Source organism: Micromonospora sp. WMMD975 (assembly GCF_029581215.1).
Classification (GTDB): domain Bacteria; phylum Actinomycetota; class Actinomycetes; order Mycobacteriales; family Micromonosporaceae; genus Micromonospora.
Map to the genome: position 1 here is coordinate 2110049 of NZ_CP120739.1, position 23069 is coordinate 2133117.

The 23069-nt window shown below is 71.5% G+C and carries 17 protein-coding genes; 11 read left to right on the top strand and 6 right to left on the bottom strand.

Annotated features, from left to right (window positions below):
- Positions 1–3 precede the first annotated feature (3 nt).
- The 5 genes from O7613_RS08965 to O7613_RS08985 form a co-directional block, all read right to left on the bottom strand.
- Positions 4–1440 carry a cellulase family glycosylhydrolase gene (locus O7613_RS08965; RefSeq protein ID WP_281589740.1) on the bottom strand — a complete coding sequence of 479 codons (1437 nt, stop codon included), beginning with the start codon at positions 1438–1440 and terminating at the stop codon, positions 4–6.
- A 144-nt stretch (positions 1441–1584) separates the two neighbouring features.
- Positions 1585–1869, bottom strand: a complete 285-nt coding sequence (locus O7613_RS08970) for a BON domain-containing protein (protein ID WP_281590312.1) — start codon at positions 1867–1869, stop codon at positions 1585–1587.
- 29 nt (positions 1870–1898) lie between these two features.
- Positions 1899–2435 (bottom strand): STAS domain-containing protein, encoded by a 537-nt coding sequence (locus tag O7613_RS08975; protein WP_282293211.1) that lies wholly within the window; start codon positions 2433–2435, stop codon positions 1899–1901.
- Entirely contained in the window at positions 2432–2746 is a 315-nt protein-coding gene (locus O7613_RS08980) for a hypothetical protein (protein ID WP_282293213.1), read from the bottom strand. Before O7613_RS08980 ends, O7613_RS08975 begins: the two co-directional genes overlap by 4 nt.
- 9 nt (positions 2747–2755) lie before the next feature.
- Positions 2756–3127, bottom strand: coding sequence for an STAS domain-containing protein (locus tag O7613_RS08985; protein WP_282293215.1), 372 nt, complete (start codon positions 3125–3127; stop codon positions 2756–2758).
- A 151-nt stretch (positions 3128–3278) separates the two neighbouring features.
- On the opposite strand from O7613_RS08985, the gene O7613_RS08990 reads away from it, so the two are divergent.
- The 4 genes from O7613_RS08990 to O7613_RS09005 all read left to right on the top strand — a co-directional run bounded on the left by O7613_RS08990 (position 3279) and on the right by O7613_RS09005 (position 6871).
- Positions 3279–3953 (top strand): response regulator transcription factor, encoded by a 675-nt coding sequence (locus tag O7613_RS08990; RefSeq protein WP_281589733.1) that lies wholly within the window; start codon positions 3279–3281, stop codon positions 3951–3953.
- Complete coding sequence (locus O7613_RS08995; protein ID WP_282293217.1) at positions 3950–5299, top strand: HAMP domain-containing sensor histidine kinase; 1350 nt, start codon at positions 3950–3952, stop codon at positions 5297–5299. Before O7613_RS08990 ends, O7613_RS08995 begins: the two co-directional genes overlap by 4 nt.
- Positions 5300–5397: 98 nt before the next feature.
- A complete protein-coding gene (locus O7613_RS09000) occupies positions 5398–5934 on the top strand; it encodes a GerMN domain-containing protein (protein WP_282293218.1) in 537 nt (178 codons plus the stop codon).
- Between the two features lie 127 nt (positions 5935–6061).
- Positions 6062–6871: a SigB/SigF/SigG family RNA polymerase sigma factor gene (locus O7613_RS09005; protein WP_282293219.1), complete on the top strand. Its 810-nt coding sequence runs from the start codon at positions 6062–6064 to the stop codon at positions 6869–6871.
- Between the two features lie 310 nt (positions 6872–7181).
- Here the strand turns inward: O7613_RS09005 and O7613_RS09010 are convergent, their stop codons facing one another.
- Positions 7182–9209 carry a glycosyl hydrolase family 28-related protein gene (locus tag O7613_RS09010; protein WP_282293220.1) on the bottom strand — a complete coding sequence of 676 codons (2028 nt, stop codon included), beginning with the start codon at positions 9207–9209 and terminating at the stop codon, positions 7182–7184.
- Between the two features lie 163 nt (positions 9210–9372).
- Between O7613_RS09010 and O7613_RS09015 the strand changes: the two genes are divergently transcribed.
- The 7 genes from O7613_RS09015 to O7613_RS09045 all read left to right on the top strand — a co-directional run bounded on the left by O7613_RS09015 (position 9373) and on the right by O7613_RS09045 (position 23007).
- Positions 9373–10374, top strand: coding sequence for a LacI family DNA-binding transcriptional regulator (locus O7613_RS09015; RefSeq protein WP_348775401.1), 1002 nt, complete (start codon positions 9373–9375; stop codon positions 10372–10374).
- 266 nt (positions 10375–10640) lie between these two features.
- Positions 10641–12017: an extracellular solute-binding protein gene (locus O7613_RS09020; RefSeq protein ID WP_281589721.1), complete on the top strand. Its 1377-nt coding sequence runs from the start codon at positions 10641–10643 to the stop codon at positions 12015–12017.
- A gap of 61 nt (positions 12018–12078) precedes the next feature.
- Positions 12079–13038 (top strand): sugar ABC transporter permease, encoded by a 960-nt coding sequence (locus O7613_RS09025; protein WP_281589719.1) that lies wholly within the window; start codon positions 12079–12081, stop codon positions 13036–13038.
- 3 nt (positions 13039–13041) lie between these two features.
- Positions 13042–13929, top strand: a complete 888-nt coding sequence (locus O7613_RS09030; protein WP_282293225.1) for a carbohydrate ABC transporter permease — start codon at positions 13042–13044, stop codon at positions 13927–13929.
- 77 nt (positions 13930–14006) lie between these two features.
- Entirely contained in the window at positions 14007–15632 is a 1626-nt protein-coding gene (locus O7613_RS09035; RefSeq protein ID WP_281590310.1) for a glycoside hydrolase family 13 protein, read from the top strand.
- A gap of 115 nt (positions 15633–15747) precedes the next feature.
- Positions 15748–18618 carry a discoidin domain-containing protein gene (locus O7613_RS09040; protein WP_282293226.1) on the top strand — a complete coding sequence of 957 codons (2871 nt, stop codon included), beginning with the start codon at positions 15748–15750 and terminating at the stop codon, positions 18616–18618.
- A 102-nt stretch (positions 18619–18720) separates the two neighbouring features.
- Positions 18721–23007: a discoidin domain-containing protein gene (locus tag O7613_RS09045; protein WP_282293228.1), complete on the top strand. Its 4287-nt coding sequence runs from the start codon at positions 18721–18723 to the stop codon at positions 23005–23007.
- Positions 23008–23069: the final 62 nt, after the last annotated feature.

A 23069-nucleotide genomic window follows, 5' to 3' on the forward strand; every position in this document is an offset into this window, starting at 1 on the left:
CGGTCAGGAGGTGGGGAAGTTGTCCGGGGTACGGATCCGGTTACGCATGTACGCGCCGGACTCGGTGAGCATCGACGTGCCGGAGAAGTTGCCGGCCGCGCAGGTGCCCGGCCGCAGCGCCGCGCTGCCCTCGGCCGCGTCCGAGAACGTCCAGTTCGCGTAGCTGATCTTCAACCGGTCGAGCAGGTCGAGCCAGGCGTTGCTGCTGGCCGTGTCGACCGCGCCGTCACCGGTGTAGGTCACCGTGCCGAACTCGGTGACGAACAGCGGGAGCCGGGAGGCCGCACGCTGCACCTCGTTGCGGTAGTTGTCCTTGTGCGACGCGGCGTAGAAGTGGAACGTGTACATGATGTTCTCGGCCCGCACCGGGTTGTTGACGACCTCGTCCGAGTTGCCGCCGTCGGACACGCCGAGCGAGGACCAGCCCCGGGTGCCGACGATGACCACGGCGTCCGGGTCGTTGGCCCGGATCACCGGGATGACCTGCTCGGCGTAGCTGCGGATGGTCGACCAGCTCACCCCGTTGGGCTCGTTGGTGATCTCGTAGATCACGTTCTTCTTGGCGGCGTTGCGCGACGCCACGTTGGCGAAGAACGTCTTGGCCCGGTCCAGGTTGTACATCGGGTCGCCGGGGGTCAGCGTGTGGAAGTCGATCAGCGCGTACATGCCCCGGGCCTCGGCCTTGTCGACGAGCGTGTTCACCTGGTTGGTGAAGGCGGCCGGGTTGGTCTCGTAGCCCTTCTCCTGCACGTACATCGAGATGCGCAGCAGGTCGGCCTGCCACTCGTCGGCGAGCGCGGTGAGCGAGGTGTCGGTGTAGCAGTTGGCGAACCACTGCAACCCGTGCGTGCTCATCCCGCGCAGCTGGATCGGCCGGCCGTACTGGTTGCAGAGGTTGACCCCGCAGACCCGCAACTGTCCGTTGATCGCCACCGGCGTGGTGCCGGTCGGCGGCGGGGGCGTGGTCGTCGGGGGAGTGGTGGTGGGCGGCGTGCTCGTCGGCGGCGTGGTGACGCCGCCGGTGCAGACCGCGCCGTTGAGCGTGAACGAGGTCGGGTCCGGGTTCGACCCGGTCCAGGAGCCGTTGAAGCCGATGCTGGTGCTGGCGCCGGTGCCGAGGGAGCCGTTGTAGTCCACGTTGCGCGCGGTGACCGCGGAGCCGCTCTGCTGCCACGTGGCCGACCAGCCCTGCACCACCCGTTGGCCACCGTCGGGGAAGGTGAAGCCCAGCGTCCAGTTGCTCACCGGGTCGCCGAGGTTCTTGACCGTCACATTGGCGGTGAAGCCACCCTGCCAGGAGTTGGTGGTGTAGGTGACGGCGCAGCCGGTCGCCGCCATCGCGTTCGTCAACGGCAGGGCGGCCGTGGTCGCGAGGGCGAGCGCGCCGACGGCGCCGCCGACGAGCAGGTGCCGCCGGGACGGCCGGGGTATCGAGGACATGCGGGAAGGTCCCATCTGGTGGATGATGAATCGGACGTTGCCCGTCGTGAACCTGCCCGGAAAGCCCGACGTGGCGGCCGGGGGAGCGCTCCCACGCCGAGGGTAGAGGCGGATACCGATACGTGCAACCAGCACCCCGGCGGATCAGCGCCGGGTACGGCGCCCGCCGTAGAGCCGCAGCGCGTTGCAGACGTCGAACACCCCCGGCACGTCCCACGCCAGCTCGGCGGCGACCCGGCGCGTCTCCGGATCCGCGACCAGGCCGGCGAGGATGACCACCCGGTTCTGCACGGTGACGGTGATCTGCTGCCGCCGGGTGGTCCAGTCGGCGCTCAGCCGCTGGGCGACCAGGGACGTGAGCCGCACGTCCGCGCCGTCGGGCTCCGGCCCGTCGCCGGGGAACGGAAACTCGGGGTACGGCCAGGGCATCATCGCGGGGAGGGCTCCTTCTTCTTCGGTCATGCGCGCCGACCGGGTGCGGCGCCCGACGTCGGGGCGGGATCGTCGACCACGGCGAAGACGCCGTCGAGCCGCATGGTGTGCAACACGGTGAGCACGAACCGGGACGGGGCCACCAGGCACAGCTCCCGGCCGTCGCGCCGGGTGTCCTGGTGCGCCCGCACCAGCAGGCCGAGGCCGACGGAGTCGATCACCTCGATCCCGGCGAGGTCGACGAGCACCCGGTCGTCGCGGACGATCCGGTCGGCGAGCGCCCGGCGTACCCCCTCCGCGGAGTCGCCCTCGGGGGCGGTCCGCGGTCCGGTGACCTGCTCCAGGTCGTCGGCGCCGAGGCCGTCGTCGGCGACGGCCGCGCGGGCGCTGCACCGGGGGCAGTGGTGCGGGCCGGAGGCGAACGGCGAGCCGACCCAGTCGTGTTCGAAGACAAGCGTCCACACCACCTCGGCGTCCGGCAGCGTGGTGCCCGCGCCGGTGACGCTGTCGCCGCAGCCGTCGCAGATCAGCATCATCAGGTGTTCCGCCGGTACGACCGTCACACCTCCTCCTTCCGCCGCGCGCCCGGGTCGGAGGGCGCCTGCCGGTCCGCCGCCGACCGTCCGGCGGCCAGCACCGCCAGGATGACCGCCACGGCGGCGAAACCGGCCTGCACCAGCAGCGGCAGCAGCATCGAGCCGTCGGGCCGCCGGTCGACGAGCCCGGTCACGATCGCCCCGAGCAGCGCGGCGGCCACCCCGAGCGCGAGTGTCAACCAGACCGGGACGGCCTTGCGTCCGGGGACGGCGAGACGGCCCACGCCGCCGACCACGAGACCGACGACGAGTGCTCCGACGAGCGTGCTGGTGGTCACCACTCCTCCTCAGCGCGGCTGGGACCGGACCCGGGCCCGGCCGCGTACGGCCGGAACCGGCGTGTCGACGACGGTTACGGCCGCGCCCAGTCCGCCGGTGGCGAGGATGCGCCGGATCCGGGGATGCGGGTTGCTGAGGGTGAGGGTTCCGTCCCGGCGGGCCAGCCGGCGGCGGACGTCCAGCAGCAGCGCGATGGCGGCGGCGTCCAGGTGACGACACCGGGCGAGGTCGATCGTGATCTCGCCCGGCTGCAGCGCGAGGACCCGGTCCAGCACGTGCGCCACCTCGGGGAGACCGGCCAGGTCCAGCTCGTCGGTGATCTCCACCCGCACGTGCGGCACGGCGGACTCCGGCGAGGCGGACGGCAGGGAGACGGTCATCAGGTCGCTTCCGTGACGGGGTTCCGGTGTCCGTCCCACTCTGGTCAGCGATCTTGGAGGTCACCGGACGGTTGGATGACGGTTCGGTGACAAAAGTCGTGAACGGCCGACGCGATTGGGCGACCCGTGGTCGGCCGGTCATGATGCCCATATGACGGCCGTACTGGTGATCGAGGACGACGACCGTATCCGACTCGCGTTGCAGCTCGCCCTGGAGGAGGAGGGCTACACCGCCGCCGGGGCGGCCACCGCGGAGGAGGGGCTGCGCCGGCAGCGGGAGAGCCCGGCCGACTACGTGCTTGTCGACCTGATGCTGCCGGGAATCGACGGCTTCGACTGCATCCGCCAGTTGCGCCGCGACGACGACGTCCCGGTCGTGGTGATCAGCGCCCGCGACGACACCCACGACATCGTCGCCGCGCTGGAGGCCGGCGCCGACGACTACGTGGTCAAGCCGGTCGCGATCAAGGAGCTGTCGGCCCGGTTGCGCGCCCTGCGCCGGCGGGCCCGGACCGTGGCCGGACCGGCGCCGGCCCAGTTCTTCGGCGACCTGGAGATCAGCCCGGAGGCCGGCGAGGTCCGCCGCTCCGGGCGGCCGGTGCCGGTGACCCGGACCGAGTTCCGGCTGCTCTGCGAGCTGGCCGAGCACGCCGGGCGGGTGCTCTCCCGCCAACAGTTGCTCAGCCGCGTCTGGGGCTACGAGACCGGCGACGAGCGGCTGGTGGACGTGCACGTCGGCCGCCTGCGGCAGAAGATCGAGCCGGATCCGGCCAACCCCCGCCACCTGGTCACACTCCGGGGCCTCGGCTACAAGCTGCAACGATGAGCCGACCCGGACTGCGCGCCAGGGTCACCGCGGCGTTCGCCGTCGGCGCCCTGCTGCTGGCCGCGCTGATGGCCCTCTTCTCGTACGACCTGACCCGGCGCTCGCTGCTCGACGAGCGCGAGCGCGCCGCGGTCCGGGCGGCGTACTACGACGCGGCGGTGGTGCGTTCCGGCCTGGACACCGGCACCCCGGACGTGGTGGCGGTGCTGCGTTCGCTCGACACCGGCAGCGCCCGTCGTCCGCTGCTGCACCTGCGCACCGGCTGGTACGCCCGCACCGCCGACGTGGGAGCCGGCTCGGTGCCGGTGGAGTTGCAACGGGTGGTCGCCGACGGGCGGCCCGCCGTGCAGCGGATCCGCCTGGACGGCCAGCCGACGCTGCTCGTCGGCGTGCCGTTGCAGGGTGAGCTGGGCTACTACGAGCTGACCTCGCTGCGGGAGGTGGAGGACACGTTCCAGGTGGTCGGGCTGGCACTGACCGCGGTCGCCATCATGATCGCCGGCGCGGGCGCGGCACTCGGCTGGTACGCCACCCGCAACAGCCTCCGACCGCTCACCGCCGTCGCCGACGCCGCCGAGCGGATCGCGGCCGGCGACTTCGCCACCCGGCTCGACCCGACCACCGACCCGGACCTCACCCGCCTGTCCACCTCGTTCAACGCGATGGTCGACAAGCTGGTGCAGCGGATCGACCGGGACCGGCGCTTCGCCGCCGACGTGAGCCACGAGCTGCGCTCACCGCTGCAGACCCTCGCCGCGGCGGCAAGCGTGCTGACCCGCCGCAAGGAGCACCAGGACGAGCGCACCGCCACCGCGGCCGGTCTGGTCGCCGACGAGGTGGCCCGGTTCCAGCGGCTGGTCGACGACCTGATCCAACTCGCCCGCACCGAGCAGCCCGCGCACCGGCAGACCGTCGACGTGGCCGAGCTGGCGCGCGCCGCCTGCCGGGAACGGTCACTGCCGGAAAGCCTGGTCACGGTCACCGACGGCGTCCCGGACCGGTGGTGGGTCGACCGCCGCCGGTTCGCGCAGGTGCTGCTGAACCTGCTGGAGAACGCCGAGCGCTACGGCGGCGGTCCGGTCGCCGTCCGCCTCGACGCGGAGGACGGCGTGGGCGTGCTGGAGGTCGACGACGACGGGCCTGGTGTGCCGCCGGCGGACCGGGAGGCGATCTTCGACCGGTTCGTCCGGGGACGCGCCGCCCACGCCCGGGCCGGCACCGACGGCACCGGCCTCGGGCTTGCCCTGGTGGCCCAGCACGCCGCGGCGCACGGCGGGACGGCCGCCGTGCTCGACCGGGCCCGGGGCGCCCGGTTCCGGGTCGAGTTGCCGGGGGCGGTCCGATGATCGGGTGGCGGGGTCCGGGTCGGGCGGCGGTGGGTGGTTCGTGGCCCGGTCGGCGGGGTGCGGGTCCGGCTGCCCGGCGCCGGTTGGTGGTCCCGACGGTGCTCGCGGTCGTGCTGCTCGCCGGCTGCGGCGTGCCGGTCGACGACGAGCCCAGGCTGGTACGCGAGCCGTCGGGCCGGTTCCCGACGCCGTCGGGCACCACGACCACCGCCCCGGCCGGGCGGGTCGACGAGCCGTTCTGCTTCGTGCGCGACGACGGACTGGTGGTGGTCAACCGCCGGGCGGACGGCCTGCCGGGGGTGGACGCCCACCTCCAGCACCTGCTGGCCGGGCCGAACGGCGCGGAACGCCGGAACGGGCTGGCCACCGCGTTGCCGGGCACGGTGGCGGTGGCCGGCGCCACCCTGACCGGCGCCGTCGCCACGGTCGAGGTGCGCCAGGCCGGCGAGGAGACCGGCCGCAGCGACGAGGTGTTCGCGTTCGGGCAGATCGTGTGCAGCCTCACCCAGCGGCCGGACGTGGACAGCGTCGCGTTCCGCCGGGACGGGCAGCCGTTGGAGGTGCCCCGCGCCGACGGCAGCGTCTCGTCGCTGCCGTTCACCGCCGCCGACTACCGCCCACTCCTGCATCGCTGACCGTATGTCCGAAATGACATTAGATATCCATCGTCCGTTCGGTTGATTTGACGGTGACCTTTGGTCTAGTGTGGCTGGCACGACCGGTGTGGGAGACCACCCGTTCTTCTAGGACAGGAAGGGCAGCATGACCACGATGACCATGGCACCGTCCGTCACCGAGGTGCACCGCGCGCCGCAGACCGGTGAGGAGAGCCGCGCCAGCGAACTCATCGCGGCGCTGGCCGAGCTGCCGGCCGGTCACCCGCGCCGGGCGGCCCTGCGTAACCAGGTCATCGAGGCGTGGCTGCCGCTGGCCAACCACCTGGCCGCCCGCTACAGCGGTCGCGGCGAGCCGGCCGGTGACCTCGCGCAGACGGCGGCGCTCGGCCTGATCAAGGCGGTGGACCGGTTCGACGCCTCCCGCGGGGTCGACTTCGCCGGCTTCGCGATCCCCACCATCCTCGGTGAGATCAAGCGGCACTTCCGCGACCGCACCTGGAACATCCGGGTGCCGCGTCGTCTCCAGGAGCTGCGGCTGCGCATCTCCGAGGCGAACAGCTCGCTGACCCAGACCCTCAACCGGGCGCCGACCGTCGCCGACATCGCCACCCACCTCGACGTCACCGAGGAAGAGGTGCTGGAGGGCCTGGAGGGTGCCCGCGCCTACAACGCGGTCTCGCTCTCGACCCCGATCGGTGACGGCGAGAGCGCCACCGAGCTGGGCGACACCCTCGGCAGCGAGGACAACGAGTACGAGCTGGCCGAACTGCGCGCCTCGCTCGGCCCGGCGCTGGCCACGCTCGACGAGCGGGAGCAGAAGATCCTCACGCTCCGCTTCTACGGCAACCTGACCCAGAGCGAGATCGCCGCCCGCGTCGGTGTCTCCCAGATGCACGTGTCCCGGCTGCTCGCCCGCGCCCTGACCAAGCTGCGCGGCCAGCTCACCGAGGCCTGAGAGGTAAGGAGGGGGCCCCTCTTAACGCCCTTGGTATAGGCGGGGCCCCTTCTTAACACTTCTGACCGCACCACGACCGACCGCCACCGGCAACGGCGCCAGTGGCGGTCGCGTCGTTCCACCACCTGCCTGGCGGGTGCCTGGCACCCCGCCAGTTCGCCGATGTGGCGGCATCAGCCGGCCGTTGATACCGCCACATCGCCGAGATGGTGTTGATCATGCCGCCCGCACCTCGGGCCGCGCCCGGTCACCCGGCCGCCGCCCCGGACCGCGCCCGGTCACCCGGCCGCCGCCCCGGACCGTGTTCGGGTCACCAGGTCGCCGGCGGTGGGGGCGGCACCACTGCCGGGCGGTCGTCGCAGGTGATGGTGTTCGGCAGCAGCCACGGCGCGAGCCAACCGCCGTCGTTCCCACCGAGATCGGTCAGGGCGAACTCCGACCCGGCGGGGGTGAAGTGGAACGAGCCGCAGTTGTTCACCCCGACCGCGCCCACGTGGCGCGCGTCGACGTCGGCGAAGCTCGCCCCGCCGGCGGTCCGGGCGCTCACCACCGAGGTGCCCGTGCCGTCGACCCGGATGTCGCGGAACGCCACGTTGTCGATCCGTACGCTGTCCTTCACCGGCCAGTCGCTGACCAGCATGATCGCGTTGTAGGTGCTGTCCAGATAGGTGTCGCCGGTGACCCGGATGTCGGCGTCGATGCTGCGGTCCAGCGCGTAGAACCAGATCGCGCCCAGGCCGATGTTCCAGTTCAGGTCGTAGGTGCCGGCCCGTACCGTGGTGTTTCCGGTGATCCGCACCCGGCCGGTGAACGGTTCCGCGCCGAAGCGGGAGCCGACGTGGATGGCGCTGCCCTCGCGTACCGGATCGGCGATCAGGTTGTGCGCGACGGTCAGGTCGGCGCCGCCGTAGAGCGCGATGCCGTTTGCCAGCACCGGCGACTGCACGGTGTTGTACGCGAACGTGTTCGCGGCGTTCGCCGTCCCCTCCGACCACATGGCCAGCGCGTCGTCGCCGCTGTTGCGGACCACCGAGTTGGTGACCGACGAGTGCGTGACGCCGGTGTGGAAGTTGACCCCGTCGGCGATCTGGTCGGCGATGACGGTGTTCGTGACCCGCAGGCCGGTCATCGGCCCGTCGAACCACATGCCGACCTTGGTGTGGTGCAGGTAGAGCCCGTCGACGGTGCTGTGGTTGAGCGCCCCGCCCACGCCGTTGACCTGGTCGGTGTCGATCCGCTCACGGACGTCGCCCTCGATCGCGAAGCCGGAGAGGTGCACGTTCCGACTGCCACCGTCGGCGGCGTCGCGGCCGTAGAAGCCGACGCCCGTGTGCCGGGAGCCGTCGGGCGCCGGGGTGTCGAGGGCGACCTCGCGTCCCTTCACCACCGTGTACCAGCTGCCGGCGCCGGTGATGGTCACGTCGTCCACCACGATGTGCCGGTTGACCTGGTAGGTGCCCGGCGGCAGGTACAGCGGTCGGTGCACCCGGCGGGCGTACGCGACGGCCCGGTCGAACGCCCCGGCGGACTCCCGCCGGCCGGTCGGGTCAGCGCCGAAGGTCAGCACGTTCACCGCGCGGGGGAGCACCCGGGGCGGGGCGACCAGGTGCGCGTCGAGCAGGTCGATCACGGTCCAGGCGGCGGCCGTGCCGGTGGGCGCGGTCAGCCGGACCACCTCGCCGGCCCGATGGGTACGGCCGAGCAGCAGCCGCTGCTCGTCGTAGAAGTGGTGCGGTCGGAACGGCTTGGTGATGACAGGCGTGGGGGTGGTGGCCGCCGGCACGCAGGCGCACTCGGTGATCCACCAGTCGGGGTGCAGCAGGTCGGCGTCCGGGTCGTTGGTGAACGGGTACTGGTTGTAGAGCCAGGCGTACTGCGAGGTGAGCGTCATGGTGCGCGCGGGTGTCCGCCCGACGGCGACCCGCAGCGGCGCGGTGATCCCACCCCCGCCCGGCGCGTCCGGGATGCTGTAGCGCACGGTCAGCGCGTTGGTGGCCCGGGGCAACGTGAACTCGACGTACTGGCCGGGAAGCAGGCGCACGGCGCGGCGGCCGGACGCCTCGCCGGCGAGCGTGTACGCGGACCGGTCCGGGCCGATGACCGTGCCGGTGGTCCGGGCGTGCTCGGCCTCCTGTTCGACGTGGTCGACGGTGGCGCCGCGTCCGGCGACAAGCGCCGGGTCGAGGGCGGCGCGGGTCGTCGCGGTCGGTGGGCCGCCCGGGACGGGCGACGCGCCGGCGGCCCCGGACGGTACGACCAGGGCGATCGCGGTGGCCGCGGCGGCGAGAATCTTGGGCACGGACGGACGGCCCGCCGGGCCGGGAACGCTCCGCTGCATCGGAGCACCCACTTTCTCAGGGGAGGGACGGTGGCGGCCATGTTATTCCTTAGTTCTGTCGCATTTCAAGCATCTAGATGCTCGGATCTTTCGCCGAGTCTGGGGCGAAACACGGCAGGACTGCTGTTCATTTCTTGCAAGAATCCGACGTAGGATTGACGCCGTGACGAAACGACTGACGGAGGTGGCTCGCAAGGCGGGCGTCAGCGAGGCGACCGTGAGCCGGGTGCTCAACGGCCGGGGCGGCGTGTCCGAGGCGACCAGGACGGCCGTGCTGACCGCGCTCGACGTGCTCGGCTACGAGCGCCCGACCAAGCTGCGCGGAGAACGCGCGCGGCTGGTCGGCCTGGTCCTGCCGGAGTTGCAGAACCCGATCTTCCCGGCGCTGGCCGAGGTGGTCACCGGCTCCCTCGCCCAACGCGGCTTCACCCCGGCGCTCTGCGCCCGCACCATCGGCGGCGTGCCCGAGTCCGGCTACGTGGAGATGCTGCTGGACCACCAGGTCAGCGGCGTCATCTTCGCCGGTGGCTCGTACGCGCTCGCCGACGCCTCGCACGAGCACTACCGGCGCCTGATCGACCGGGGCCTGCCCGTGGTGCTGGTGAACGCCGGCGTCGAGGACCTGAGCTTCCCCCGGGTGTCCACCGACGACGCGGTCGCGGTCGAGCAGGCGTACGGGCACCTGCGGTCGCTCGGGCACGAGGTGATCGGCATGGTGCTCGGCCCGGAGGACCATGTGCCCTCCCGGCGCAAGCTGGACGCCATGGTCCGGATAGACGAGTGGGGCGAGGACCCCAGTTACGTCGAGCGTTCCAGCTTCTCCATGGAGGGGGCCCGGGTCGCGGCGACCAAGCTGATCGAACGCGGCGTGACCGGCATCGTCTGCGCCAGCGACGTGCTGGCGCTCGGCAGCATCCGGGCGGCACGCCGGCTCGGGCGCGCGGTGCCGGCCGACGTGTCGGTGGTGGGCTTCGACGACTCGGCGTTCATGACCTGCACCGACCCGCCGCTGACCACGGTGCGGCAGCCGATCGAGACGATGGGCCAGGCGGCGGTGGACCTGCTGGTCACCCAGATCGAGGGGGCCGGCGTGCTGCACGACGAGCTGCTCTTCGAGCCCGAGCTGGTGGTACGCGGCTCCACCGCCCCCGCCCCCCGCGCCTGACCCCTTCGTCACCCCGGCATCCCGTTCCGCTCCTGCCCAGCCCGCACGACACCATCCGAACGGCCGTCGACCGCACCCGCGGTCGGCGGCCGTTCGCGTGCCGGGAATCGCCTCGGTCGCGACCAGCCGTTGCAAAGTCGTGTTCTTTCGTCATCCAGTCGACACCTTGCTGTAAAGAGTCGACGTCGCTACATTGACTCCACTCACAGCGGTCCCGCACCTCAGTGGAAGTCACCGATACATCAGTTCCCGAAGGGATGGACAGCATGTCCGTACCGCAGTACCGGAAGGTCGCGGCGGCGGCGCTCGCGGCCGGCCTCGGGCTCAGCCTCGCGGCCTGCTCCACGAAGAGCGACGACTCCGGCGACGCCGGCGGCAAGGTCACCATCACGGTCGACTGCCAGCCGGTCGGCGCGCAGAAGGAGCTACTCCAGAACTGGAACGACGACGTCGCCGAGTTCCAGCGGCAGAACCCGACGATCGTGGTGAAGAGCGTCAGCGTCGGCGAGCAGTGCAACAACCCGCCGGACTTCACCGCCCGCCTCGCCGGCGGCACCGTCACCGACGTGTTCTACGGCTACATGACCGACCTTCAGCAGGTGCTGGACTCCGGCCAGGCCATGGACATCACCGAGTACGCCACCAAGGACACGATCCCCACCTGGGACAGCGTCGACCCGGCGCTCAAGGAGGTCTTCACCGACTCCGGCAAGCTCTACGGCGTACCGGTGAAGAACTACTCGATGGGCCTGATCTACAACAAGGCGCTGTTCCAGCGCGCCGGGCTCGACGTGAACAACCCGCCGAAGACGTGGCCCGAGGTGCGTGCCGCGGCCAAGAAGATCTCCGCGCTCGGCGGCGGCGTCGCCGGCTACTCCGAGTACAGCGCCGGCAACACCGGCGGCTGGCACTTCACCTCGCTGCTCTACTCGCAGGGCGGCCAGGTGCTCACCGCCGACGGCAAGAAGGCCGACTTCAACAACGCCGCCGGCAAGCAGGTCCTGCAGAACCTCAAGGACATGCGGTACGGCGACAACAGCATGGGCAGCCGGCAGTTGCTCCAGTGGGGCGACCTGCTCACGAACGCCGGCGCGGGCAAGGTCGGCATGTTCATCGGCGCGCCGGACGCCACCCAGGCGATCGTCAGCCAGTTCCAGGGCAAGTACCAGGACTGGGCGATGGGCCCGCTGCCCGGCCAGGACGGGCCGGCGAAGGCGACGCTCGGCGGCGGCGAGGGCTACTTCTTCAAGAAGGGCCTGAGCCCGGAGCAGGTCAAGGCCGGTCTGAAGTGGATCGCCTACCAGAAGCTCACCCCGGGCAAGGGCCAGTTCGACTACGCGCGGGCCAAGCCGCAGAACTACCCGGTGGGCCTGCCCCAGCCGCTGCTGTTCACCAACGGTAGCGACGCGCAGAAGCAGGAACTCGACCTGCGCAAGGCCAACGCCAACGTCGACACCACCAACTTCGCCGTCTTCGAGGCGAACCCGGTGCCGATCAAGGGGGAGCCGCGCAACGCCCAGGCCATCTACGCGGTGCTCGACGGCGCGATGTCCGGGGTGCTGACGAACCCGAACGCGAACGTCGACGCGCTGCTCAAGACCGCCGAGGACAAGGTCAACCAGTTGCTGGCCGCCGAGAGCTGAACCGACAGGTGTGGGGGCCGGCGCGCCCGGCCCCCACACCCCGAGCACCGCAGGAGTTGCCTTGGCGCTCACCACCGCCCCGGGTGTCACCCGCCGGTCGAGCCGTTCCGCCCCGCCGCCGCGGCGTTCCGCCGCGCGCCGCGCCGGCCTCGGTCGGAAGGTACGCGACAACCTCACCGGGCACACGTTCCTCATCGGCGCGGTCGCGTGCTTCGCCGTCTTCTCCTGGTATCCGATGGTCCGCGGCGTGGTGATGAGCTTCCAGCGCACCCGACGCGGCGAGACCACCTGGGTGGGCTGGGACAACTACGCCCGGATCGTGGCCGATCCGAGCTTCTGGACCGCCTGGAAGAACACGTTCGTCTTCACCGTCCTGGCGCTCGTGCTCGGCTACGCGGTGCCGTTCTTCGTGGCGATCCTGCTCAACGAGCTGCGCCACGCCAAGGGCTACCTGCGGGTGCTCGTCTACCTGCCGGTGATGCTGCCGCCGGCGTCCGCGCTGTTCCTGTTCAAGTTCTACGCGTACGACCCGAGCGAGGCGGGGCTGTTCAACGCCGTCCTCACCGCGCTCGGCCTGCCCACGTCGGAGTGGATGCAGTCGCCGACCATGACGATGCCGGCGATGGTGCTGGCGTCGACCTGGATGAACATGGGCGGCGCGGTGCTGATCTATCTCGCCGCGTTGCAGAACATCCCCGGCGAGCTGTACGAGGCGGCCGAGATCGACGGCGCCGGCGTGTGGCGGCGGATCGTGCACGTGACGATCCCGCAGACCCGGCTGATCCTGGCGCTGCTGGCGATGCTCCAGATCGTCGCCACCATGCAGCTCTTCATCGAGCCGCTGATCCTCGCCAACGGCGCCGGCACGCAGGACTCGGCGACCTCGGTGGCGTACCTGATCTATCAGCACGGGTTCTTCCAGAACGACCTCAACGGCGCCGCCGCGCTCGGCGTGATCATGCTGGTGGTGCTGGCCGGGTTCTCCGCCGTCTACGTGCGACTGACCGCGAGGCAGGACTAGGACATGGCAGCCGACCTCACCACCCGTACCCTGATTTCCCCGGCCCAACTGCGGCGCGGTCGCGGCCGGGTCCTCTACTGGGCCGTGCTCGCCGTCGTCGTGGCGGTCTTCACGCTCGTCTTCCTCGGCCCGCTCTACTGGATGGTCACCGGCGCGCTCAAGAGCGGCCAGGAGATCGCGCAGACCCCACCGTCGCTGTTTCCGCGCGACCCGCAGCCGCAGAACTACGTGGACGCCTGGACCAACCTCGACCTGGCGAAGCTGCTGTTCAACACGTTCTACTACGCCACCGGCGCGGTGCTGTTCCAGTTGGTGTTCGACACCGCGGCGGCGTACGCGCTGTCGAAGCTGCGCCCGGTGCTCGGCGGGCTGATCCTCGGCATGATGCTGGCGACGCTGATGATCCCGGCGATGGTGCTGATCGTGCCGCAGTACGTGACCGTGATCGACCTGCCGATCGTGCACGTCAACCTGCTCGACTCGCCGTTCGCGATCTGGTTGCCGCTGGTGGCCAACGCGTTCAACATCTTCCTGCTGAAGCGGTTCTTCGACTCGATCCCGGAGGACCTGATGTCGGCCGCGGTGATGGACGGCGCGTCGCCGCTGCGCACGCTCTGGTCGATCGTGCTGCCGATGTCCCGCCCGATCCTCGGTGTGGTCGCGATCTTCGCGGTGACGGCGGTCTGGAAGGACTTCCTCTGGCCGAAGCTGGTCATGCCGTCGCCGGAGACGCGCACGGTGAGCGTGGGCATCTACGCCTTCGCCGGCGGCACCCCGATGAACGTGGTGATCGCCGCCTCGGTGATCGCCGCGATCCCCACCGTCGTGCTGTTCCTGATCTTCCAACGGAACATCATGTCCGGCCTGACCACCGGCGGCCTCAAGGGCTGACCGGGCGCCGCCGCCCGCAGCCCGCCGCGAGTCCCGTCGCAGCAGAACCGATCCGCAGAAAGCAGGTGACCGTGTCCATGGTCGACAGCAGCCCGTGGTGGCGCTCAGCGGTGATCTACCAGGTCTACCCGCGTAGCTTCGCCGACGGCAACGGCGACGGGATCGGCGACGTCGCCGGCATCCGGTCCCGCCTGGACCACCTCGCGGCGCTCGGCGTCGACGCGATCTGGTACAGCCCCTGGTATCCCTCGCCGATGGCCGACGCCGGCTACGACGTGTCCGACTACCGCGACATCGACCCGGTCTTCGGCACCCTCGGCGAGGTGGAGGCGCTGATCACCGAGGCGCACGCGCTCGGCATCCGGACCATCGTCGACGTGGTGCCCAACCACTGCTCGGACGCGCACCCGTGGTTCCGGGCCGCGCTTGCCGGCGGCCCGGACGCGCCGGAACGGGAGCTGTTCTGGTTCCGCGCCGGGCGCGGCCCCGGTGGCGACCTCCCGCCCACCGACTGGACCGGCGAGTTCGGCGGCCCCACCTGGACCCGCACCACCGACCCGGACGGCACCCCCGGCGACTGGTACCTGCACCTGTTCGCCCCGCAGCAACCGGACTTCAACTGGGACCACCCCCGGGTCCGCGCCGAGTTCGAGGACATCCTGCGGTTCTGGTTCGACCGCGGGGTGGACGGCATCCGGATCGACTCGGCCGGCCTGCTGGTCAAGGACGGCACGCTGCCCGAGGTCCACCCGGACCGGCCGCACCCGTTCCGCGACCTGGACGGCGTGCACGACGTCTACCGCGCCTGGCGGCGGATCGCCGACAGCTACCCGGGCCAGCGGGCGCTGGTCGGCGAGGTGTGGCTGCCGGACCGGCAGCGGTTCGCCAACTACCTGCGCCCGGACGAGCTGCACACGGCGTTCAACTTCGACTTCCTCGGCTGCGCCTGGGACGCCGTCGCGCTGCGGGAGAGCATCGACGGCACGCTCGCCGCGCACGCGCCGGTCGGCGCGCCGGCCACCTGGGTGCTGTCGAACCACGACGTCACCCGGCACGTCACCCGCTACGGCCGGGCCGACACCACGTTCAGCTTCGCGGCCAAGCGCGAGGGCATCCCCACCGACCTGGAACTGGGCACCCGCCGGGCCCGGGCCGCCGCGCTGCTCTCCCTGGCGCTGCCCGGTGCCGCCTACGTCTACCAGGGCGAGGAACTGGGGCTCTGGGAGGTCGAGGACATCCCGTACGAGCTGCGGCAGGACCCGATGTGGGAACGCTCCGGGCGGGTCGACCCGGGCCGCGACGGGTGCCGGGTGCCGCTGCCCTGGCAGGGCGACACGCCGCCGTTCGGGTTCAGCCCGGACGGCGCGACAGTCGCCCCCTGGCTGCCGCAGCCGGCGGACTGGAAGGACCGCACGGTCCGCGCCCAGGCCGGCGACCCGCACTCGATGCTGGAGCTGTACCGGGCGGCGCTGGCGCTGCGCCGGGCCTCACCGTCGCTCGGGGACGGCGCGTTGACCTGGCTGCCCGCACCCGACCGGGTCTTGGCGTTCGCCCGCGAACCCGGCCTCACCTGCGTGGTCAACCTCGGCGACGAGGCCGTGCCGCTGCCCGCGTACGACCGGCTGCTGCTGGCGAGCGGACCACTCGACGACGACCGGCTACCAGCGGACACCGCCGTCTGGTTGCGTACCCGATCGGCCTGACGGCGGCGTGCCGGCGGCACCGTCCCGCCGCCGGCGCGCCGCGCCCGGGGAGAAAGGAGCAGCGCACCGCCGCACACGGGGGACCTGGCCACCGATGAAAGGGAGCACACCCCGCATGGCCGAGTACCGCACCACCCACCGCCACCGCAGGACCGGGCTGGCGGCCCTGGCCGCCGCCGCGCTCGCCGCCTCGACACTCACCGTCGTGGCGTTGACCTCCACCGCCACCCCGGCGCAGGCCGCCGGGCTGTCCCCGTTCGACATCTCCGGCCGCGGCGCCACCGTGCCGTTCCGGGAGCAGGAGGCGGAGCAGGCCGCCCACAACGGCACGAAGATCGGCCCGGACCGGCGCTACGGCACGCTGCCGTCGGAGGCGTCCGGCCGGGAGGCGGTCACCCTCGACGCGGTCGGGGAGTACGTCGAGTTCACGCTCGCCGCCCCGGCGAACGCGGTCACCTTCCGCTACAGCCTGCCGGACAACGCCGCCGGCACCGGCCGCGACGCCAGCATCGACCTGCGCGCGAACGGCACGCTGGTCAAGGCCGTCCCGGTGACCTCCCGGTACGGCTGGTTCTACGGCGGGTACCCGTTCAACAACAACCCGGGCGACACCAACCCGCACCACTTCTACGACGAGACGCGGACGATGTTCGGCACCACCTATCCGGCCGGCACGAAGATCCGGCTCCAGGTGTCGTCGACCGCGCAGTCGCCCACGTTCACCATCGACCTGGCCGACTTCGAGCTGGTCGGGTCGCCGATCGCCAAGCCGTCCGGCGCGCTCGACGTGGTCACCGACTTCGGTGCGGACCCGACCGGCGCCACCGACTCGACCGCGAAGTTCCAGGCCGCGGTGGACGCCGGGAAGGCGCAGGGGAAGACGGTGTGGATCCCGGCCGGCACGTTCACGCTCTGGGACCACGTGGTGGTCGACGGCGTGACGCTGCGCGGCGCCGGGCCGTGGTATTCGGTGCTCGGCGGCCGGCACCCGACCGACCGCAAGCGCGCCGCCGGCATCTACGGCAAGTACGTGCCGGGCGGCGGCTACTCCGGTGAGATCCGCTCGCACGAGGCCGGCGGGCCGAGCCGCAACGTGACGCTGCGGGACTTCGCCATCATCGGCGACATCCGCGAACGGGTGGACGAGGACCAGGTCAACGCGCTCGGCGGCGCGATGACCGACTCGGTGGTGGACAACCTGTGGTTGCAGCACACCAAGGTCGGCGCGTGGATGGACGGGCCGATGGACAACTTCACCATCCGCAACAGCCGGATCCTCGACCAGACCGCGGACGGGGTGAACTTCCACTGGGGGGTCACCAACTCCACGGTCACCAACACGTTCGTCCGCAACACCGGCGACGACGGCCTGGCCATGTGGGCGCAGAGCATGCCGAACGTGGGCAACTCGTTCACCCACAACACGGTCGGCGTGACGATCCTGGCGAACCACCTGGTCACGTACGGCGGGCGCAACATCACCATCGCGGACAACGTGACCGCCGACTCGGTGACCAACGGCGGCGGCATCCACGTGGCCAACCGCTATCCCGGCGTCACCGGCCCGACGGCGGTGGCCGGCACCATCACGGTCGCCCGCAACACGCTGATCCGCAACGGCAACTCCGACTACAACTGGAACTTCGGGGTGGGCGCGATCTGGTTCTCGGCGCTGAACGAGCCGATCCAGGGCGCGGCGATCAACGTCACCGACACCGACATCCTGGACAGCTCCTACGCGGCGCTGCACTGGATCGAGGGGCAGACCAGCGGGATCAGCTTCAGCAACGTCCGGATCGACGGCGCGGGCACGTACGCGCTCCAGGTGCAGGCGCCCAGCCAGGTCAGCTTCACGAACGTGCGGGCCACGAACATCGCCCAGGCCAACCCGATGCACAACTGCGTCGGCAGCGGCTTCCAGATCACCCAGGGCAGCGGCAACTCCGGTTGGTACACGGCCACCCCGTACTGCGGTCCGTGGCCGCAGCCGCAGTGGGGCAACGGCCCGTCCAGCCCGCCGCCGACAAGCGTGCCCCCGACCACCGCGCCGCCGACCACGACCCCGCCGACCACCGCACCCCCGACCACCCCGCCGCCGGCCGGCGGCAACCTCGCCCAGGGACGCCCGGCGACCGCCACGAGCGTCAACCAGGTGTACGCCGCGGGCAACGCGGTCGACGGCAACGCGGCCAGCTACTGGGAGAGCGCCAACAGCGCGTTCCCGCAGTCGCTGACCGTCGACCTCGGCGCGTCGCGCACGGTCGACCGGGTGGTGCTGAAGCTCCCGGCCGGCTGGGAACGCCGCACCGAGACGCTGTCCGTGCTCGGCTCCACCGACGGCTCCATGTTCTCGACTCTCGCCGCGTCGGCGGGCCGGGTGTTCGACCCGGCGGCCGGCAACAGCGTGTCGATCGCGCTGCCGTCCGGCGCCCGCCGGTACGTCCGGGTCACCGTCACCGGCAACACCGGCTGGCCGGCGGCCCAGCTCTCCGAGCTGGAGGTGTACGGCGGCGGCACGACCACCCCGCCGCCCACCACCACCCCGCCGCCGACCACCGCGCCGCCGACCGGGAACCTGGCCGCCGGCCGCCCGGTCGCGGAGACCAGCCACGCCGACGTGTACGGCGCCGGCAACACCGTCGACGGCAACGCCACCACCTACTGGGAGAGCGCCAACAACGCCTTCCCGCAGTCGGTGACCGTCGACCTGGGCAGCGCCCGGCCGGTGGCCCGGGTGGTGCTCAAGCTGCCACCGTCGGCGGCCTGGCAGACCCGCACCCAGACGGTGACCGTGCTCGGCTCCACCGACGGCTCGTCGTTCGCCACGCTCAAGGCGGCGGCCGGCTACACGTTCGACCCGGCGGGCGGCAACAGCGTGTCGATCGCGCTGCCCTCCGGTGACCGCCGCTTCGTGCGGCTGACCTTCACCGGCAACACCGGCTGGCCGGCCGGCCAGCTCTCCGAGTTCGAGGTCTACGCCTCCTGACCGGCGCGGCGGGGACCCACCCGGGTCCCCGCCGTACCACCACATCCCCCCACCCCCGTCAACGCCTCTCCACCTCCCCCGGGAAGAAGGTGTCCGTCCACCATGTCCAGACTCCGTACCAGAATGGTCGCGGTGCTCGCCGCGGTCGGCCTGGCCGTCACCGCGGCGCCGGCCCCACCGGCCCTCGCCGCCGGCGGCCCGAACCTCGCCGCCGGCCGAACCGCCACCGCCAGCAGCGTCAACGGTCCCTACGTCACCGCCAACCTCACCGACAGCAGCCAGGGCAGTTACTGGGAGAGCAGCGGCGCGCTGCCGCAGTGGGCCCAGGTCGACCTCGGCACCAGCCGCGCCGTCGACCAGGTGGTGCTCAAACTCCCGGCCGCCTGGGAGGCGCGCAACCAGACGCTGTCCGTCCAGGCCAGCGCCGACGGCAGCGGCTTCACCACGGTCGTCGCGTCCGCCGCCCGCTCGTTCAGCCCGGCCGCCGGCAACGCGGTGACGCTCGGCTTCACCGCCACGAACGCCCGCTACCTGCGCGTCGTGATCACCGCGAACACCGGCTGGACCGCCGCGCAGCTCGCCGAGCTGGAGGTCTACGGCACGGCCAGCTCGTCGACGAACCTGGCGCTCGGCAAGGCGATGACCGAGAGCGGCCACTCCGACGTGTACGGGGCGGGCAACGCCAACGACGGCAACGCGGCCACCTACTGGGAGAGCCCGAACAGCGCGTTCCCGCAGTGGATCCAGGCCGACCTGGGCGCCGCCACGAGCGTCAACCGGCTGGTGCTGCGGCTGCCCACCGGCTGGGGCGCCCGCAACCAGACGCTCACCGTGCAGGGCAGCACCAACGGCTCGACGTTCGGCACGCTCGTCGCGTCCGCGTCGTACGCGTTCGACCCGTCCGGCGGCAACACGGTGACCGTCACCGTGCCCACCGCGTCCACCCGCTACCTGCGGCTGCTGTTCACCGCGAACAGCGCGTGGCCCGCCGGTCAGCTCGCCGAGCTGGAGATCTACGGCCCGGCGACAGGCGACACCCAGGCGCCGAGCGCGCCGGGCAACCTCGCGTTCACCGAGCCGGCCACCGATCAGGTCCGGCTGACCTGGACCGCGTCCACCGACAACGTCGGCGTCACCGGCTACGACGTCTACGCCAACGGCGTGCTGCGCACGAGCGTCGGCGGCAGCACGCTCACGTACACCGACACCCAGCCCGCCGGCAGCACGGTGTCGTACTACGTCCGGGCCCGGGACGCGGCCGGGAACGTGTCCGCGAACAGCAACACGGTGACCCGCACCGGCAACACCGGCGACACCACCGCGCCGACCGCGCCCGGCAACCTGGCCTACACCCAGCCGGCGAGCGGGCAGATCAAACTGACCTGGACCGCGTCCACCGACAACGTCGGGGTCACCGGCTACGAGGTGTGGGCCAACGGCGCGCTGCGTGCCACGGTCGGCGGCTCCACGCTGACGTACACCGACAGCCAGCCGGCCAGCGCCACCGTCTCCTACCAGGTGCGCGCCCGCGACGCGGCCGGAAACGTGTCGGCGAACAGCAACACCGTCACCCGTACCGGCAGCGGCACCGGCGGCACCAACCTGGCCGTCGGCAAGCCGGCCACCGCCTCGTCGGTGGTGCACGTGTTCAACGCCGCGAACGCGGTCGACGACGACGTCGCCACCTACTGGGAGGGCGCGCCCGGCGCGTACCCGAGCACGCTCACCGTGGCGCTCGGCGCCAACGCCAGCATCAGCGCCGTGGTGGTGAAGCTCAACCCGGACCCGGCGTGGGGCGCGCGCACCCAGACGTTCCAGGTGCTCGGCCGGGACCAGTCCGCGTCCGGGTTCACCAGCCTGGCCGGCTCCGCGACGTACTCCTTCAACCCGAACACCGGCAACACCGTGACCGTCCCCGTCTCGGCGACCGCCGCGGACGTGCGGTTGCAGTTCACCGCGAACTCCGGCTCCTCCAACGGCCAGGTCGCGGAACTCCAGGTGATCGGCGTGCCGGCGCCCAACCCGGACCTCACCGTCACCTCCCTGACCGCCGCACCGTCCGCGCCGGTCGAGACCGACGCGATCACCCTGTCCGCCACCGTGCGCAACGCCGGCACCGCCGCGTCCGCCGCCACGAGCGTCAACCTCTACCTGGGTACGACGAAGGTCGGCACCGCCTCGGTGGGCGCGCTCGCGGCCGGCGCGTCGAGCGCCGTCTCGGCGAACATCGGCGCGCGTGACGCCGGCAGCTACCAGCTCACCGCCAAGGTCGACGAGTCGAACGCGGTGATCGAGCAGAACGAGGCGAACAACTCCTACACCAGCCCGAGCGCTTTGACGGTCCGCCCGGTGGACAGCTCCGACCTGGTGGCCTCCGCGGTGACCTGGTCGCCGGGCACGCCGGCGGCCGGCGCGACGGTCAGTTTCGCGGTGACGCTGCGCAACCAGGGCACGATCGCCTCGGCGGGCGGCGCGCACGGCATCACGCTCACCGTGCTCAACGACTCGGGTTCCGTGGTCCGCACGCTCACCGGCTCGTACTCCGGCACGATCGCCGCCGGGGCCACCGCCGGCCCGGTGTCGCTCGGCACCTGGACCGCCGCCAACGGCCGCCACACCGTGCGGGTGGTGCTCGCCGACGACGCCAACGAACTGCCGGTGAAACGGCAGAACAACACGAGTGACCGGGCGCTGTTCGTCGGTCGCGGGGCGAACCTGGGCTACGACATGTACGAGGCCGAGGACGGCTCGGTCGGCGGCGGCGCGCAGGTGATCGGACCGAACCGCACCATCGGCGACCTGGCCGGCGAGGCGTCCGGCCGGCGGGCGGTCACCCTCAACACCACCGGCGCGTACGTCGAGTGGACCACCAAGTCGGCCGCGAACGCCCTGGTCACCCGCTTCTCCATCCCGGACGCCCCGGGTGGCGGCGGGATCGACTCGACGTTGAACATCTACGTCAACGGGGTGCTGCACAAGCCGATCAGCCTCACCTCGAAGCACATCTGGCTCTACGGCGCGGAGGCGGCGCCGAGCGACTCACCGAGCGCGGGCGCGCCCCGGCACCTCTACGACGAGGCGAACGTGCTGCTGAACTCCACCGTCCCGGCGGGCAGCCGGATCCGGCTCCAGAAGGACCCGGCGAACAGCACCACGTACGCGATCGACTTCGTCAACACCGAGCTGGTGTCGCCCCGGGCCAACCCGGACCCGACCCGCTACAAGGTGCCGACCGGGTTCAGCCACGCCGACGTGCAGAACGCGCTCGACGCGGTGCGGATGGACACCACGGGCACGTTCGTCGGCGTCTACCTGCCCGCCGGCACCTACGAGACCGCGCAGAAACTCCAGGTGTACGGCAAGGCGGTGAAGGTCGTCGGCGCGGGCATGTGGTACACCCGCTTCCAGACGCCCACCAACCAGCAGAACACCGACGCCGGGTTCCGGGTGGAGTCCTCGGCCAGCGGTTCGACCTTCGCCCACCTGGCGTTCTTCGGCAACTACACCAACCGGATCGACGGTCCGGGCAAGGTGTGGGGCGAGCTGAAGGACGTGGACGACCTGACGCTCGACAGCGTCTGGGTCGAGCACACCGTCTGCGCGTACTGGGGGGTGAGCGTGGACGGGCTGACCATCCGGGACAGCCGGTTCCGCAACACCTTCGCCGACGCGGTGAACATGACCAACGGCAGCACCAACGCCCTGGTCACCAACTCGGAGGGCCGCTCCAACGGCGACGACGCGTTCGCGTTGTTCTCCGCCACCGACCAGGGCGGCTCGGGCGGCAACCACGGCAACGTGTTCGAGAACCTGACCGCCACGCTCACCTGGCGGGCGGCGGGCATCGCCGTGTACGGCGGCTACGACAACATCTTCCGCAACCTCTACATCGCCGACCAGTTGACGTACTCGGGCATCACCATCAGCTCGCTGGATTTCGGCTACCCGTTCGTCGGGTTCGGCGCGAACCCGCCCACCCGGTTCGAGAACATCTCGCTGATCCGCTCCGGCGGGCACTTCTGGGGCGCGCAGACGTTCCCGGCGATGTGGCTGTTCTCCGCGTCCAAGGAGTTCCGCGGCATCCGGGTGACCGACGTCGACATCGTCGACCCGACGTACTCGGGGATCATGTTCCAGACCAAGTACACCGGCAGCCAGCCGGAGAACCCGATCACCGACACGGTCCTGACGAACGTCTCGATCTCCGGGGCGCGGCGCAGCGGTGACGCCTTCGACGCGAAGTCCGGCATCGGCATCTGGGTCAACGAGATGCCCGAGGCGGGCCAGGGGCCGGCGGTCGGCTCCGCGACCTTCACCAACCTGCGCCTGACCGACAACGCCCAGGACATCCGCAACACCACCAGCACGTTCACCATCACCCGCAACTGAGGTAAGGCGGGGCCCCTTCTTAACGCCTGCGGTATAGAAGGGGCCCCATCTAACGCCTGGGC